The sequence below is a fragment of the Mangrovibacter yixingensis genome, assembly GCF_020523985.1.
GTDB lineage: Bacteria > Pseudomonadota > Gammaproteobacteria > Enterobacterales > Enterobacteriaceae > Mangrovibacter > Mangrovibacter yixingensis.
In genome coordinates this window covers 22,574-39,845 of the sequence record NZ_JAIVKM010000003.1, presented here as the reverse complement: position 1 = coordinate 39,845, position 17,272 = coordinate 22,574, and the positions used below count along the sequence as shown (strand labels likewise).

The window sequence follows — 17,272 nt, the reverse complement described above, 5'->3', positions numbered from 1 at the left end:
CTTTTTTTGTGAGCTTTTACACAACTCTGTATTATTTCCTGGTGAATTGGTCATTTGCCCAATGCAAGGCGTTACTGTCTTCATTATGCTGTGCCGATGACGTACAGGAGGCGGCGAAAATGGCAGGCTGGCACTTTGATACGAGAATGGCGCAAGAGATAGTCGCTCGCACCATGAAAATAATTGATACAAATATCAACGTGATGGATGCGCGTGGGCGAATCATTGGTAGTGGCGACCAGGAGCGTATTGGGGAATTGCACGAAGGGGCTTTATTAGTATTGTCCCAGGGGCGCGTTGTCGATATTGATAATGCCGTTGCCCGCCATTTACATGGTGTCCGGGAGGGGATCAATTTACCTCTGCGCCTTGAGGGTGAGATAGTCGGAGTAATCGGCCTGACAGGTGAGCCAGAAAACCTGCGTAAGTATGGCGAGCTGGTGTGCATGACGGCAGAGATGATGCTGGAGCAGTCACGCCTGATGCACCTTTTGGCACAAGACAGCCGTTTGCGTGAAGAACTGGTGATGAATTTGGTTCAGGCAGAAACCATTACGCCTGCATTAAGCGAGTGGGCGCAGCGGTTGGGTATTGACCTGACTATGCCCAGAGTGGTGGCTGTCGTTGAAGTTGATAGTGGGCAGTTGGGAGTGGACTCTGCAATGGATGAGCTACAACAACTGCAAACTGCATTAACCACACCAGAGCGGAATAACCTGGTGGCGATTGTCTCGCTGAGTGAAATGGTGGTACTAAAACCGGCACTGAATCAGTTTGGCCGTTGGGATGCTGATGATCACCGGCGTCGGGTTGATGTACTACTATCGCGAATGAAAGAAAATGGCCAACTTCGTTTTCGCGTCGCTCTGGGAAACTATTTTACCGGAGAAGGTAGCATTGCCCGCTCTTATCGGACTGCGCGCACCACCATGATGGTGGGTAAACAGCGTATGCCAGACAGCCGCAGCTATTTCTACCAGGATTTGATGCTGCCAGTGTTGCTCGACAGTTTGCGTGGTGGCTGGCAGGCAAATGAACTTGCCCGCCCGTTGGAAAAGCTTAGAGCAATGGATAATAACGGGTTGTTACGTCGCACGTTAACTGCCTGGTTTCGCCATAACGTACAGCCGCTGGCAACATCCAAATCTCTGTTTATTCACCGTAATACGTTAGAGTACCGGCTTAACAGGATTGCGGAACTTACTGGGCTTGATTTAAGTAGTTTTGACGACCGGTTACTGTTGTATATTGCATTGCAGCTGGATGAACAGCATGGCTAAAAAGGCTGGCATAGCGCCAGCCCGGAAGGTTATTTACGGGTGAGTTTGTCCAGATCTGCTTCGATTTCGCTGATCTTATTGGCAACAACATTCTCAAGATGGCGCAGATCGTCAAGAATTTTTCTTTTCAGATCGACTTCACTGCGATCACGCTGGCAAATTTGATCCAACTCATCAATAACGTAGCGGAGATTTGGGCTGATTTCCTGAATCTCTTTATAACCCTGACCCACACTGTCTGACACAACTGTTTTACGCTGGCGCGGGTATTTAAATTTAACGCTTTTAGCGAAGAACTCGCCTTTGTCCTTATGAAAATAGATCTTCAAAATATCATTATTCGCTTCCTGCCGGAGGCTGTAACGATCAATTTCATCAGGATTGGTAATACCCAGGCTTTTCAGATTATCGTACATAGCGGTACCCTCAGCGAATAAATAACTATTAGATAATTAACGAAAAAAAGTATTTCCGCCAGTGCCAGACACAAAAAAGGCAGGTTCCCCTGCCTTTTTATTACCGCAATTAGTCGATAGTACGCAGTAACTCGTTAATACCCACTTTGCCACGGGTTTTAGCGTCTACTTTCTTCACGATAACCGCACAGTACAGGCTGTATTTACCATCTTTGGATGGCAGGTTGCCTGAAACTACTACGGAGCCAGCAGGCACGCGTCCATAGTGAACTTCACCGGTTTCACGATCATAAATACGCGTGCTTTGACCAATAAAGACGCCCATAGAAATCACTGAGCCTTCTTCAACGATAACCCCTTCAACAACTTCTGAACGGGCACCGATAAAGCAGTTATCTTCAATAATAGTTGGGTTTGCTTGCAAAGGTTCCAGAACGCCACCAATACCCACACCACCAGACAGGTGCACGTTTTTACCAATTTGCGCACAAGAGCCAACAGTGGCCCAGGTATCTACCATAGTGCCTTCATCAACATAAGCACCGATATTGACATAAGAAGGCATCAGTACAGTGTTGCGGGCGATAAATGCACCCTGGCGAACGGCTGCCGGCGGCACAACACGGAAACCTTCTTTCTGGAAGCGCGCTTCGTCGTAATCGGCGAATTTCATCGGCACTTTGTCATAGAAGCGCGTTTCGGCACCCTCGATGACCTGGTTGTCGTTAATACGGAAAGAAAGCAGCACAGCTTTCTTGAGCCATTGGTGTGTTACCCACTGGCCGTCAATCTTTTCCGCAACGCGCAGCGCGCCGCTGTCGAGCAGTGAAATCACCTGGTTAATTGCTTCACGGGTAACCGTATCTACATTTACCGGCGTAATATCTGCACGGCGCTCAAACGCGGACTCAATAATGTTCTGTAGCTGCTGCATTGTTAATCATTTCCTGATGTTTTATGTGAATGACATGAAAAAAATTTCACTACACTTTATCGTTTGGATTGAGGCCTTCTGTCAACCGTTGTTGCACTTCTTGTTGCAGACTGGCGTCCAGTGCCCGCCGCTCACTGGTGGCAACAATAAATAAATCTTCGACACGTTCGCCGATAGTGGTGATGCGTGCACCATGTAGTGAAATACCTAAATCGGCAAAGACCTGGCCCACAATGGCTAACAAACCGGGTTGGTCTAACGCGATGAGTTCAATAAATGTGCGCCTGTCTGTATGGGTTGGCAAAAAGTTTACTTCTGTATCTACAGTAAAATGGCGCAGACGGGCTGGCTGGCGGCGCGGTTGAGGGGGCTGCCAGGTACGCTGATTAACAGTTTGCTCCAGCCCTAAATGAATGGCTTCGTGTCTGTCAGGTGACAGCGGGGTGCCATCGGGTTCCAGCACGATAAAACTGTCCATTGCCATACCATCGCGTGTGGTGAAAATTTGTGCATCGTGAACACTGAGGTTGCGCCGGTCAAGTTCGGCGCACACCGCGGCAAACAGATACGGGCGGTCCGGGCTCCAGATAAAGATTTCAGTGCCCCCGCGTGTTGCCTGTGGGCTGAGTAAAATCATCGGCTGGGTTAAATCGTGTTGAAGCAAATGGCGTGCATGCCATGCCAGTTGATTTGGGGAGTGGCGAACAAAATAACTGGCCCGGCAACGCGCCCAAATCTTATGTAATGCTTCTTCGTCGATATTTTCCATGCGCAATAGAGCCAATGCCTGAGCCTGGTGGTTACGTACCCGCTCACGCATATCAGGAGTATTTTGCATACCCCTGCGCAGTTGTTTTTCGGTGGCAAAATAGAGTTCACGAATCAGACTCTGCTTCCAACTATTCCACAGTGTTTCGTTGGTGGCACAGATATCGGCGACAGTAAGACAAACCAGGTAACGTAAGCGGTTTTCTGTCTGGACTTCTTCGGCAAACTGAATAATGACTTCTGGGTCCTGGATATCCCGGCGCTGTGCAGTAACGGACATCAACAAATGCTGGCGCACCAGCCAGGCGATTAGCTGGCTCTCCCTTGAGTTAAGCCCATGGAGTTCAGCGAATTTGATAACATCCTGCGCACCCAGTATGGAGTGGTCACCGCCCCGGCCTTTGGCGATATCGTGAAACAGTGCGGCAATCAGAATAAGTTCAGGATGGGAGAGCCGTGGCCATAATTCAACACATAATGGGTGGCGCTGGCGAGTCTCTTCTTGGGAAAAACTCTCCAGTTTTTGCAGTACACGAAGTGTGTGTTCATCAACTGTATAGGCATGGAACAAGTCGAACTGCATTTGCCCAACAATATGTGACCACTGTGGCATATAAGCGGACAAAACACTGTAACGATGCATGGGAACCAACCCGCGACTGACAGCACCGGGATGACGGAGCATTACCAGAAATAGTTCACGCGCTTCTGCTTTATAGCACAAGGGTTCATTCAGGTGGCGTCGGGCATGGCGCAAATGGCGCAAAGTGGTTGAATAGATACCGGTAATTTCCCGGTTACGCACCATGGTATAAAACATGCGCAGAATAGCGCAGGGGTCTTTTAGAAAAAGGGTGTCGTCGCGTAAATCAATCAGAGTACCGCGTAGTTGAAAATCATCATCCAGAGGGCGCGGTTTTTCATTTGCATCAAGCGCAAGGATTGCTTCATCAAACAGTTGTAAAAGCATCTGGTTAAGTTCGCTGACATGCCGGGTTGCACGATAAAAATCTTTCATCATGTGCTCGACTGGCTCATTGCCTTCGCCTTGGTATTTTAATCGCTGGGCAACACTGAGCTGACGATCGAACAGCAGCCGGTTATCGTAGCGGTTCAGTTCCAGATGTAGCGCAAAACGGATACGCCACAGAATGTGCTGGCATTCATTCAGTTCGTCACGTTCGGCTTCAGTCAGAAAACCAAACCCGAGCATTTCATTCATGGATGTGGCACCAAAATGGCGGCGTGCTACCCATTGCAGCGTTTGGATATCTCGCAAACCACCAGGGCTGCTTTTAATATCAGGCTCCAGGTTATAACTGGTGCCATGGTAACGTTGATGGCGTTCATTTTGTTCATCAATTTTAGCCGCGAAAAACTTTTCCGATGGCCAGAATCCATCACTGAAGACTTGTTTTTGCAATTCGAGAAACAGAGCTACATCGCCTGTCAGCAGCCGTGATTCAATCAGGTTTGTGGCAATAGTCAGGTCGGACAGCCCTTCGAGCAGACACTCTTCAAGGCTGCGTACGCTATGGCCCACTTCGAGCTTGATATCCCAGAGCAGTGTCAGCAGTTCACCGATTTTTTGCGACTGCTCTTCAGGAAGACGTTCACGGCTCAATACCAACAGGTCGATATCCGATAGTGGATGCAATTCACCTCGCCCATAACCCCCCACAGCAACCAGTGCTGTATTGGCGATAGTATCAAAACCAAAATGGGACCAGAGGCGTTCCAGAAGTTGATCAATGAATTCAGTACGGGCGGCAACCAGATTTTCGACAGATACGCCTTCGTCAAACGCGCTGCCTAACCATTGCTGAAAAGTATCTAAAGCACTTTTTATGGGCTGGCATTCCAGTTGCTCACCGGGCCAGGATGAAGGGTAATCAGGTTGACCTGGGAGTAAAGGGAGGTTTGGCTCGATATACTGCTCGGGAAAACTATTGGTCATATGTGGTGCCCATAAAAAAGCCGGCGAGTGCGCCGGCCTGAGAGTAATGAAAAGCGGCTTATGCCGGTTAATCACTTATTCATCGTGCGAAATAATGTTGGGGATGGTGTCATCTTTACGCAACGTAAGAATTTCGCAGCCGTTATCTGTCACCACAATAGTATGCTCATATTGGGCAGACAAGCTTCTGTCTTTGGTTTTTACTGTCCAGCCATCTTTCATGGTCCGGATACGGTAATCACCTGCATTCACCATCGGTTCAATGGTAAAGGTCATACCGGTTTTCAGCACTACACCACCGTCATCTGCATCATAGTGCAGTACCTGGGGTTCTTCGTGGAAAACACGCCCGATACCATGACCACAGTATTCACGCACAACGGAGTAACCTTCCGCTTCAACAAATTTCTGGATTGCTGCGCCGATGGTACGCAGGCGAATACCGGGTTTAACCATGCGCAAGCCCAGATACAAACTCTCTTGGGTAATACGGCACAGGCGTTCACCCAGGATGGTCGGTTTCCCGACAATAAACATTTTGGATGTATCGCCGTGGAATTCATCTTTAATTACGGTTACGTCAATATTAACAATATCCCCATCTTTTAATGTTTTGTCTTCACTTGGGATGCCGTGGCATACCACTTCATTGACAGAGATACAGACAGATTTTGGGTAGCCGTGGTAGCCCAGACAAGCTGATATCGCTTTTTGATGATTGACGATGTAATCATCGCAGATACGATCCAGTTCCCCTGTAGTAATACCCGGTTTTACATGAGGTTCAATCATTTCAAGAACGTCGGCAGCCAGTCGGCCGGCAACGCGCATTTTTTCGATGTCTTCAGGAGTCTTAATTGAAATAGCCATTAATCAGGTCCGCAGATGCCGGAATTTCGGCAATAATTAAAGAAAGTAACGTTAATGTTATCAGGGCAGGCGAGGGAGTGCCAAATCGGGAATGACGAAGTAAAGAACCAGGCAACAACTATTGGAGTCCTTGCCCCATTTATGGTATAAAGCGCGCCGGACTTCCGTGTCAAAAATGGGCTACGGAAGATTTCAATCTCACTTTGTGTATAACACACACGTATCGGCACATATTCCGGGGTGCTCTTCGGGGTCGGTAATATGGGATACGTGGAGGCATAACCCCAACTTTAATATAGAGGTTTTAAAACATGGCAACTGTTTCCATGCGCGACATGCTCAAGGCTGGTGTTCACTTCGGTCACCAGACCCGTTACTGGAACCCGAAAATGAAACCGTTCATCTTCGGTGCGCGTAACAAAGTTCACATCATCAACCTTGAGAAAACTGTACCGATGTTCAACGAAGCTTTGGCTGAGCTGAGCAAAATTTCTTCCCGTAAAGGTAAGATTCTGTTCGTTGGTACAAAACGCGCTGCAAGCGAAGCGGTAAAAGACTCTGCTCTGAGCTGCGACCAGTTCTTCGTGAACCATCGCTGGCTGGGCGGTATGCTGACTAACTGGAAAACTGTTCGTCAGTCCATCAAACGTCTGAAAGACCTGGAAACTCAGTCTCAAGACGGTACCTTCGACAAGCTGACCAAAAAAGAAGCGCTGATGCGTACTCGTGAACTGGACAAGCTGGAAAACAGCCTGGGCGGTATCAAAGATATGGGCGGCCTGCCGGACGCACTGTTTGTTATCGACGCTGATCACGAACACATCGCTATCAAAGAAGCAAACAACCTGGGCATTCCGGTATTTGCTATCGTTGATACCAACTCTGATCCGGATGGTGTTGATTTCGTTATCCCGGGTAACGACGATGCAATCCGTGCTGTCAGCCTGTACCTGGGCGCAGTAGCTGCAACCGTACGTGAAGGCCGTTCTCAGGATCTGGCTACTCAGGCGGAAGAAAGCTTCGTAGAAGCTGAATAATAAGGTTCGCTCTTTAAGAGCCCTTATTAACCAGGTATGAATAGTTTGGTTAGGGGGCCTGTCTCAGGCTCCCTTTTTTGTTTGAGTCCGGCCTGTCCGGCTTTATAAAGCCAGATAAGCTGAACGCTATACCCATTTGCATTGGTGTCACAGTGGTGTGTTAAAACACATCGGAACGCGCCTGTTACAGGTGCCGGGTGTGGCTTCAACATGCAGGGTATATCTCCCCGCACGAGATAACCGAGGATTAGAAAATGGCAGAAATTACTGCTTCTCTGGTAAAAGAGCTGCGCGAACGTACTGGCGCAGGCATGATGGAATGTAAAAAAGCGCTGGTCGAAGCTAATGGCGACATCGAACTGGCAATCGATAACATGCGTAAATCTGGTCAGGCAAAAGCCGCTAAAAAAGCAGGTCGTGTTGCTGCTGAAGGCGTTATCCTGACTGCTATCGATGGCAAATTTGGTCTCGTTCTGGAACTGAACTGCGAAACTGACTTCGTTGCTAAAGATGCTGGCTTTAAAGCATTCGGCGAAGAAGTTCTGGCAGCAGCCCTGGCTGGCCGTGTTTCCGATGTTGAAGTTCTGAAAGCGCAGTTCGAAGAACAGCGTACTGCACTGGTTGCTAAAATTGGTGAAAACATCAACATCCGCCGTGTTTCTGTTATCGAAGGTGATGTTCTGGGTTCTTACCTGCACGGTGCCCGTATCGGTGTTATGGTTGCAGCAACTGGTGCGGATGACGAACTGGTTAAACACATTGCTATGCACGTTGCTGCCAGCAAACCAGAATACGTTAAACCAGAAGATGTACCTGCTGACGTAGTAAGCCATGAACATCAGATTCAGCTGGATATTGCCATGCAGTCTGGCAAACCGCGTGAAATCGCTGAGAAAATGGTTGAAGGCCGTATGCGTAAGTTCACCGGTGAGATCTCTCTGACTGGTCAGCACTTCGTAATGGATCCGAGCAAAACTGTTGGTCAGTTGCTGAAAGAGCACAACGCTGACGTAACAGGTTTCATCCGCTTTGAAGTGGGTGAAGGCATTGAGAAAGCAGAAGTTGACTTCGCTGCTGAAGTTGCAGCAATGTCCAAAAGCTCATAATGCCAGGAGGAGCCGCCTTAGTGCGGCTCCTTTTTGTATCTGTCATTTTCAGAACTAAGCCACCCTAAAAAAATGTGATAATGCCTGCAACCGGCAGGGAAAAGCATGACAGCAGGATGGCACTTGTCCGGCGAAATAGCAGAATATTGATGTGGCTGGTAAAAATCGGCCTGCTCTGATGTCCGCCGTCCTGAAATATGGCAAATATTGTCACCATATTATCCATTCCATTTGTTTACTGTCCCAGGAAAGAAACATGGCTACCAACGCAAAACCTGTCTATAAGCGCATTCTGCTCAAATTGAGCGGGGAAGCACTGCAAGGAGCGGAAGGCTTCGGTATTGACGCGAGCATACTGGATCGTATGGCTCAGGAGATCAAAGAATTGGTTGAACTGGGGATCCAGGTCGGGGTAGTCATCGGCGGCGGTAACTTATTCCGCGGTGCCGGACTGGCGCAGGCTGGAATGAACCGTGTGGTTGGTGACCATATGGGGATGCTGGCGACAGTAATGAATGGCCTGGCTATGCGTGACGCTTTGCATCGTGCTTATGTTAATGCCCGTTTAATGTCAGCTATTCCGCTCAATGGTGTGTGTGATAACTATAGCTGGGCAGAAGCAATCAGCTTGTTACGCAATAACCGCGTGGTAATTTTTTCCGCAGGTACCGGGAATCCTTTCTTTACTACTGACTCAGCCGCATGCTTGCGTGGTATTGAAATTGAAGCCGATGTGGTATTGAAAGCGACTAAAGTTGATGGCGTTTTCTCTGCGGACCCGGTTAAAGACCCTTCCGCGACGCTTTATGAACAATTGTCTTATCATGATGTTCTCGACCGGGAACTGAAAGTGATGGACCTTGCGGCATTTACACTTGCGCGCGATCACAAATTACCCATCCGTGTTTTCAACATGAACAAGCCGGGCGCCTTACGTCGGGTGGTTATGGGTGAAAAAGAAGGCACTTTGATTACAGACTAATGTTCCTGGGGCCGGAATCAAGGTACCATTCAGTCCAGAAAAGTTTGTTTGACGACAGGCAGCCATACGGGTGCCATGAATTTTACGAGACTATACTTAGCTCAACCACAGTAGCTGTGGGAGGAAACAGAAGTGTGGTCTGCCTGACAACCAGTTTTCAAGGATTCGTAACGTGATTAACGACATCAGAAAAGATGCTGAAGTGCGTATGGAAAAATGCGTTGAAGCATTTAAAAATCAAATTAGTAAAGTCCGTACAGGCCGTGCTTCTCCCAGCCTGCTGGACGGTATCATGGTTGAATACTATGGTACACCGACCCCGTTGCGCCAGTTGGCAAACGTGGTGGCGGAAGATTCCCGCACTCTGGCTCTGACTGTATTTGACCGTACTATGGGCCCGGCAGTGGAAAAAGCGATTATGGCTTCAGATTTGGGGCTGAATCCGAACTCAGCTGGGAGCGTTATTCGCGTGCCATTGCCGCCATTGACAGAAGAACGCCGTAAAGACTTGATCAAAGTCGTGCGTGGTGACGCTGAACAGGCACGTGTTGCTGTGCGTAACGTGCGTCGTGATGCTAACGATAAAGTTAAGGCATTGCTGAAAGAGAAAGAGATCAGTGAAGATGATGATCGTCGTTCTCAAGACGATGTTCAGAAACTGACTGATGCAGCAATCAAGAAAGTTGATGCAGCACTGGCTGACAAAGAAGCTGAACTGATGCAGTTCTGATTTAATGACTTAGCGCTGCAAGAAAAAGCCGTGTCTGACTCACGGCTTTTTTGTCAGTATCGCTTTGTTTCTGGGCACTGACTGCCTTTGCCGACAGGCAATCTGGCTGATAAGCCAGCATCGTTTTAGGGCAATTCAGTGATTTTCTCTTTTCAGCCTGTGAGCCGGAAAGAGAGGGTACTGCAGGTTTGCTGCAGTCAGGAGTAGGTCAGGTAACGATGTATCTGGTCACTCGGTTCTACAACAGGCAACGCATGAAGCAATTGACTATTCTCGGGTCCACCGGGTCAGTGGGTAGTAGCACCCTCGATGTCATCCGCCATAATCCCCAACATTTTTCTGTTACTGCGCTTGTTGCTGGCAAGAACGTCGCACGTATGTTTGAACAATGTCTGGAATTTACCCCGCGCTTTGCAGTAATGAGCGATGAAGATAGTGCCAGAACACTGCGCCAGCAACTGCAGGATGCGGGAATAAAAACAGATGTTTTGTCCGGGCAGCAGGCAGCATGTGAAATGGCGGCCCTTGATGATGTTGACCAGGTTATGGCTGCAATTGTTGGGGCTGCTGGGTTGCTACCAACGCTTGCTGCAATAAAAGCAGGTAAGCAGATTTTGCTCGCCAACAAAGAATCTTTGGTCACATGTGGTCGGCTCTTCATGAATGCGGTGCAACAATATGGTGCGCAATTGTTGCCTGTGGACAGTGAGCATAATGCTATTTTTCAGAGTTTACCGGAACCAATACAACAAAATCTGGGATACGCTGAACTGGAGGAGTATGGTGTTTCGTCCATCCTTCTCACCGGGTCTGGTGGGCCTTTTCGTGAAACCGCGCTGAATGACCTTGAAATAATGACGCCTGACCAGGCTTGTCGTCATCCTAATTGGTCTATGGGGCGTAAGATTTCAGTCGATTCGGCCACAATGATGAATAAGGGACTCGAGTATATTGAAGCCCGCTGGCTTTTTAATGCCTCAGCACAGCAAATGGAAGTTTTGATTCACCCTCAGTCGGTGATTCATTCAATGGTGCGTTACCGTGATGGTAGTGTACTGGCACAATTGGGCGAGCCGGATATGCGTACACCCATAGCCCATACGATGGGGTGGCCAGGCCGTGTAAATGCGGGCGTGAAACCCCTCGATTTTTGCCGCCTGAGCCAACTGACTTTCAGCCAGCCAGATTATTCGCGTTATCCTTGCTTGCGCCTGGCTATTGATGCGTCACAACAAGGCCAGGCAGCGACAACAGCACTGAATGCAGCAAATGAAGTTGCAGTAGCTGCATTTCTTGCAAACCGTATTCGGTTTACAGATATTGCTCAGGTTAACCGGGCGGTGCTGGATAATCTGAATGCCAGAGAGCCGTTATCGGTTGATGAAGTGCTGGATATTGATGCAAGTGCCCGTGAACTGGCTGGTAAACAGGTTAACCATATTGGGTTGTCAGGAGGTGGAATATCCACGCGCTAAATTCAGTGCCATTTGTGGGCATCAGGCTGAGGTGATATAGTCTGCGCCACCCGATAAACGTCTGTACTTGTTTTTTTATCGGGTAAGCCGTGATTGAGCACGGCTTTTTTACGTAAAGGCATCAGTATTCCTGAGAACCGCTTAATCCGATTAGGGAATGAAACGCGTTATGTTGTCTGCTAACCAACCATTAAGCGAAAGTTTGCCTGCACATGGTGCCCGTCATGTCGCCATCATTATGGATGGTAACGGGCGCTGGGCGAAACGTCAGGGTAAAATGAGGGCCTTTGGCCATAAAGCCGGTGCCAAATCGGTTCGTCGGGCTGTTACATTCGCTGCAAATAGCGGTCTGGATGCATTGACGCTTTACGCGTTCAGTAGTGAAAACTGGAACCGCCCAGCACAAGAAGTCAGTGCATTAATGGAATTGTTCATCTGGGCACTTGATAGCGAGGTGAAAAACCTGCACCGCAACAATGTTCGTTTGCGGGTTATCGGTGACACCAGTCGATTTAATGCGCGGCTACAGGAACGAATCAGGAAAGCGGAAGCGTTAACCGCTCAGAATTCTGGGCTAACGTTGAACATTGCTGCTAATTATGGTGGCCGCTGGGATATCATTCAGGGAGTGAAAGCGCTTGCTGCGCGCGTTCAGTCAGGTGAGGTTCTCCCTGAGCAAATTGATGAAGCCATGCTGGGACAGCAGATTTGTATGAATGAGTTGTCCCCCGTGGATTTAGTGATTAGGACAGGTGGAGAACACCGGATCAGTAATTTTTTGCTGTGGCAGATAGCCTATGCTGAACTTTACTTTACCGAAGTGCTTTGGCCTGATTTCGATGAACAAGATTTTGAAGGTGCACTGAATGCCTTTGCGAGCAGGGAACGTCGTTATGGCGGTACAGCACCGGATGGCGAAAAGGCCTGATGGGGGTTGCTTTTGCTGAAGTATCGCCTGATTTCCGCATTTATTTTAATACCGGTCGTCATTGCTGCGCTATTCTGGCTACCGCCAGCAGGTTTTGCCATTGTAACGCTAGTTGTTTGTATGCTTGCTGCCTGGGAGTGGGGGCAATTGAGTGGTTTTAAAAGCCGCTCACAGCGTGTCTGGTTGGCGGTATTATGTGGGCTGCTTTTAGCCCTGATGTTGTTTCTTTTACCGGAATATCGACATAATACGCATATCCCGTTGATTGAAGGGTGGCTTTGGCTTTCCCTGGGCTGGTGGTGTGTTGCATTGCTATTGGTATTAAGTTACCCAGCTTCGGCTTCTGTCTGGCGGCGCTCACACATATTGCGCCTGTGCTTCGGGGTTGCCACCATCGTCCCATTTTTCTGGGGCATGGTAGTTCTGCGTTCCTGGCATTATGATGACAACCATTATGCTGGTTCTGTCTGGTTGCTGTATGTCATGTTCCTGGTTTGGGGCGCAGACTCAGGGGCTTATATGTTTGGCAAACTGTTTGGCAAACATAAGCTGGCACCCAAAGTGTCCCCTGGAAAAACGTGGCAAGGGTTTATTGGTGGTTTGCTGACATCTGCTGTGATTGCGTGGGTATTCGGTGCACTTGCCCATCTGGACGTTGCGCCGGTCACTTTGCTAACGTGTTCTGTAATCGCTGCGCTGGCTTCTGTGCTGGGTGATTTAACAGAAAGTATGTTTAAACGCGAAGCGGGTATCAAAGACAGTGGGTCATTGATTCCCGGTCATGGCGGTATTCTCGACCGTATCGACAGTTTGACGGCGGCAGTTCCTGTTTTTGCCTGTCTCCTGTTGTTAGTATTCAGGACGATTTAACGGAAGGTCTTATGCTCAGCATACTCTGGAATCTGGCTGCTTTTATCGTTGCACTTGGGGTTTTAATTACGGTGCACGAGTTTGGCCATTTTTGGGTTGCCCGGCGTTGTGGCGTCCGTGTTGACCGCTTCTCTATTGGTTTCGGCAAGGCATTGTGGAAACGAACAGATAAGCAGGGTACAGAGTTTGTCATCGCACTTATCCCCTTGGGGGGATATGTCAAAATGCTGGATGAGCGCATCGAACCTGTTGCGCCAGAACAGCGTCATCAGGCTTTCAATAACAAAACCATTGCTCAGCGTGCTGCAATTATTGCTGCAGGCCCGGTAGCGAACTTTATTTTTGCCATCTTTGCATACTGGATGGTTTTCATTATTGGTATCCCCAGCGTTTATCCGGTTGTAAGCGGTGTTACGCCTGGTTCTGTTGCTGCTCAGGCACAAATTTCACCTGGTACGGAACTAAAAGCGGTGGATGGCATCGAAACGCCTGACTGGGATGCAGTTCGTCTTGCGTTTATCAGTAAGATTGGTGATAGCAGCACAACGCTGCGTGTGGCACCTTTCGGTACAGATAAGCAACGTGATATCACACTGGATTTACGTCAGTGGCACTTTGAACCAGATAAGCAGGATCCTGTTCTTTCGCTGGGCTTTTTACCCGTGTCACCGCAAGTCGAACCGGTTCTTGCTGAGGTCCAACCTCATTCAGCAGCAAGCAATGCGGGTTTGCAAGCTGGGGACAGGATCGTTAAAGTCGATGGTCAGCCATTGGAACAGTGGGTTGATTTTGTTAACCAGGTTCGGGATAACCCGGGTAAACCACTTCGGCTGGATATCGAACGCAAAGGAAATTTGCTTTCTCTGACGCTTACTCCCGCAGTGAAAGAGAACAGTAGAACTAAACAGGCTGAGGGATTCGCGGGTGTTGTACCACATGTTATCCCTTTGCCTGATGAGTATAAAACAGTGCGTCAGTATGGGCCGTTTGCGGCAGTCATTGAAGCCACGGGAAAAACATGGCAATTGATGAAGCTTACGGTTGATATGCTGGGCAAATTAGTAATCGGCGACGTTAAGCTGAACAACCTGAGTGGACCAATTTCTATTGCTCAGGGCGCCGGAATGTCAGCAGAGTTTGGGTTGATCTATTACCTGATGTTTCTTGCTCTCATCAGTGTGAATCTTGGGATAATCAACCTGTTTCCTCTTCCCGTGCTGGATGGGGGACACTTGCTGTTTCTGGCTATTGAGAAGCTTAAAGGCGCGCCGGTTTCCGAGCGAGTTCAAGACCTCAGTTATCGGGTTGGTTCTGTTCTACTGATGCTGTTAATGGGGCTTGCACTTTTTAATGATTTCTCTCGGTTATAGAGAGACTCAGGTTAGGAAGAACGCATAATAACGATGGCGATAAAAAAGTTGCTCATAGCGTCGCTGCTGTTTAGCAGCGCTACCGTATACGGCGCAGACGGTTTCGTGGTGAAGGATATTCATTTCGAAGGCCTGCAGCGAGTCGCCGTTGGTGCGGCCCTTCTCAGTATGCCGGTGCGTCCAGGGGACACCGTAACTGACGAGGATATCAGTAATACCATCCGTTCACTGTTCGCCACCGGTAACTTTGAAGATGTTCGTGTTCTGCGTGACGGCGATTCTTTGTTAGTTCAAGTCAAAGAACGCCCGACGATTGCCAGCATCACGTTTGCTGGTAATAAGTCAGTGAAAGACGACATGCTCAAGCAGAACCTTGAAGCTTCAGGTGTACGGGTCGGCGAAGCACTGGACCGGACAACACTGTCTGATATCGAAAAAGGGCTGGAAGATTTCTACTATAGCGTTGGTAAATACAGTGCCAGCGTTAAAGCTGTGGTCACACCGCTTCCCCGTAACCGTGTTGACTTGAAACTGGTTTTCCAGGAAGGGATGTCCGCAAAAATCCAACAGATCAATATTGTTGGCAACCATGCTTACAGCACCGATAGCCTGGTCTCCCGTTTTCAGTTACGTGATGAAGTGCCTTGGTGGAACGTTGTTGCTGACCAAAAATACCAGAAACAAAAACTGTCTGGTGACTTGGAAACGCTGCGCAGTTTCTACCTTGATCATGGTTATGCGCGTTTCAATATTGACTCAACTCAGGTCAGCCTCACTCCAGACAAAAAAGGCATCTATATCACCATCAACATCACTGAAGGCGATCAATATAAGCTTTCAGGCGTAACCGTTCGTGGCAACCTGGCAGGTCATTCCGCTGAAATTGAGAACTTGACTAAGATTGAACCGGGTGAGCTCTATAACGGCACGAAAGTGACGAAGATGGAAGACAACATCAAAAAATTATTGGGGAAATACGGCTATGCATACCCACGTGTGCAGACTGTACCTGAAATTGATGATGCGAATAAAACCGTTAAACTGAATATCAACGTAGATGCTGGTAACCGTTTCTATGTTCGTCGTATTCGGTTCGAAGGCAACGATATCACCAAAGATTCTGTTTTACGCCGTGAAATGCGTCAGATGGAAGGTGCGTGGCTGGGAAGCGATTTGGTAGAACAAGGTAAAGAGCGTTTAAACCGCCTTGGCTATTTTGAAACGGTAGATACTGATACACAACGTGTACCGGGTAACCCGGACGAAGTTGATGTGGTGTACAAAGTTAAAGAACGTAACACCGGTAGCTTCAACTTTGGTGTCGGTTACGGTACAGAGAGTGGTGTCAGCTTCCAGGTTGGTGTTCAGCAGGATAACTGGTTGGGTACCGGTTATTCAGTGGGTATCAACGGTACCAAAAACGATTACCAGACCTATTCTGAACTTTCTGTCACCAACCCGTATTTCACCGTAGATGGTGTTAGCCTCGGTGGTCGTATTTTCTATAACGACTTTAAAGCTGATGATGCAGACCTGTCTGACTATACCAACAAAAGTTATGGTCTGGACGGCACGCTTGGCTTCCCTATCAACGAATACAATACGTTGCGTGCAGGCTTAGGCTATGTGCACAACGATTTGTCAAATATGCAGCCTCAGGTGGCGATGTGGCGTTATCTGGATTCTGTTGGCCAGAATGCCGACATGACTTCAACGGATAACGATTACAGCGCGGATGATTTCACCTTTAACTATGGCTGGACATACAACCGCCTTGACCGTGGTTTCTTCCCAACCTCCGGTACGCGCGTTAACCTGAATGGTAAAGTGACCATTCCTGGCTCTGATAACGAGTTCTACAAAGTTACGTTGGATACGCAAAGTTATCTGCCGATTAACGACGACCACACTTGGGTGCTGTTAGGCCGTACTCGTTGGGGTTATGGTGATGGATTGGGTGGCAAAGAGATGCCATTCTATGAAAACTTCTACGCGGGTGGTTCAAGCACTGTGCGTGGCTTCCAGTCTAACAACATCGGTCCGAAAGCAGTTTACTACGGCCCGGATCAGGATAACTGCAGCTCCGCTTCAGTTTGTAGTTCCGATGATGCTGTCGGTGGTAATGCCATGGGTGTGGCAAGCCTTGAGCTGATCACGCCAACCCCATTTGTCAGCGAGAAGTATGCTAACTCACTGCGGACATCTCTGTTTGTTGATGCGGGTAGTGTCTGGGACACTCACTGGCACGATACAGCAGAAATGCGTGCGTTAGGTATCCCTGACTATAGTGATCCAACTAATATCCGTATGTCTGCGGGTGTGTCCTTACAATGGATGTCTCCATTAGGCCCACTGGTCTTTTCTTATGCGCAGCCATTTAAGAAATACGATGGAGACAAAGCGGAACAGTTCCAGTTTAACATTGGTAAAACCTGGTAATTGTTTCGGGCCCTGGATGGCCTCGTAGTGCAAAGTTCAGCCAGTCAGTTCATTTTGGGTGACTGCTGGCTGGCAAAAGCGTACCTTCGGGTATATTTGGGACGGTAAGG

At 48.5% G+C, this 17,272-nt stretch carries 14 protein-coding genes; 10 read left to right on the top strand and 4 right to left on the bottom strand.

Translation table 11 applies throughout. The features are described 5' to 3' along the window. Positions 1-119 precede the first annotated feature (119 nt). Positions 120-1,280: a CdaR family transcriptional regulator gene (locus LC084_RS14090; protein ID WP_226571838.1), complete on the top strand. Its 1,161-nt coding sequence runs from the start codon at positions 120-122 to the stop codon at positions 1,278-1,280. Between the two features lie 29 nt (positions 1,281-1,309). On the opposite strand, the gene LC084_RS14085 is transcribed toward LC084_RS14090, so the two are convergent. The 4 genes from LC084_RS14085 to map form a co-directional block, all read right to left on the bottom strand. Continuing rightward, on the bottom strand, positions 1,310-1,696 hold the full coding sequence (locus LC084_RS14085) for a DUF3461 family protein (RefSeq protein ID WP_226571837.1): 387 nt from the start codon (positions 1,694-1,696) through the stop codon (positions 1,310-1,312). Between the two features lie 109 nt (positions 1,697-1,805). After that, a complete protein-coding gene (gene dapD, locus LC084_RS14080; protein WP_226571836.1) occupies positions 1,806-2,630 on the bottom strand; it encodes a 2,3,4,5-tetrahydropyridine-2,6-dicarboxylate N-succinyltransferase in 825 nt (274 codons plus the stop codon). 49 nt (positions 2,631-2,679) lie between these two features. Continuing rightward, positions 2,680-5,355 (bottom strand): bifunctional uridylyltransferase/uridylyl-removing protein GlnD, encoded by a 2,676-nt coding sequence (gene glnD / locus LC084_RS14075; RefSeq protein ID WP_226571835.1) that lies wholly within the window; start codon positions 5,353-5,355, stop codon positions 2,680-2,682. Between the two features lie 75 nt (positions 5,356-5,430). Further along, positions 5,431-6,225, bottom strand: coding sequence for a type I methionyl aminopeptidase (gene map / locus LC084_RS14070; protein WP_226571834.1), 795 nt, complete (start codon positions 6,223-6,225; stop codon positions 5,431-5,433). A 311-nt stretch (positions 6,226-6,536) separates the two neighbouring features. Here map and rpsB point away from each other — a divergent pair, with 311 nt between their 5' ends. The 9 genes from rpsB (at position 6,537) to bamA (ending at position 17,162) form a co-directional block, all read left to right on the top strand. After that, a complete protein-coding gene (gene rpsB, locus LC084_RS14065) occupies positions 6,537-7,262 on the top strand; it encodes a 30S ribosomal protein S2 (RefSeq protein ID WP_226571833.1) in 726 nt (241 codons plus the stop codon). A 254-nt stretch (positions 7,263-7,516) separates the two neighbouring features. Next, on the top strand, positions 7,517-8,368 hold the full coding sequence (gene tsf, locus LC084_RS14060) for a translation elongation factor Ts (RefSeq protein WP_226571832.1): 852 nt from the start codon (positions 7,517-7,519) through the stop codon (positions 8,366-8,368). Between the two features lie 256 nt (positions 8,369-8,624). Continuing rightward, positions 8,625-9,350, top strand: coding sequence for a UMP kinase (gene pyrH, locus LC084_RS14055; RefSeq protein ID WP_036106019.1), 726 nt, complete (start codon positions 8,625-8,627; stop codon positions 9,348-9,350). 172 nt (positions 9,351-9,522) lie between these two features. Further along, a complete protein-coding gene (gene frr, locus LC084_RS14050; protein ID WP_226571831.1) occupies positions 9,523-10,080 on the top strand; it encodes a ribosome recycling factor in 558 nt (185 codons plus the stop codon). Positions 10,081-10,334: 254 nt separating this feature from the next. Next, on the top strand, positions 10,335-11,555 hold the full coding sequence (ispC, locus tag LC084_RS14045) for a 1-deoxy-D-xylulose-5-phosphate reductoisomerase (RefSeq protein WP_226571830.1): 1,221 nt from the start codon (positions 10,335-10,337) through the stop codon (positions 11,553-11,555). 169 nt (positions 11,556-11,724) lie between these two features. Next, complete coding sequence (gene ispU, locus LC084_RS14040) at positions 11,725-12,483, top strand: (2E,6E)-farnesyl-diphosphate-specific ditrans,polycis-undecaprenyl-diphosphate synthase (protein WP_226572113.1); 759 nt, start codon at positions 11,725-11,727, stop codon at positions 12,481-12,483. A gap of 12 nt (positions 12,484-12,495) precedes the next feature. After that, positions 12,496-13,353, top strand: coding sequence for a phosphatidate cytidylyltransferase (cdsA, locus tag LC084_RS14035; protein ID WP_226571829.1), 858 nt, complete (start codon positions 12,496-12,498; stop codon positions 13,351-13,353). An 11-nt stretch (positions 13,354-13,364) separates the two neighbouring features. After that, positions 13,365-14,723 (top strand): sigma E protease regulator RseP, encoded by a 1,359-nt coding sequence (rseP, locus tag LC084_RS14030; protein WP_226571828.1) that lies wholly within the window; start codon positions 13,365-13,367, stop codon positions 14,721-14,723. A gap of 33 nt (positions 14,724-14,756) precedes the next feature. After that, complete coding sequence (bamA, locus tag LC084_RS14025) at positions 14,757-17,162, top strand: outer membrane protein assembly factor BamA (protein ID WP_226571827.1); 2,406 nt, start codon at positions 14,757-14,759, stop codon at positions 17,160-17,162. Positions 17,163-17,272: the final 110 nt, after the last annotated feature.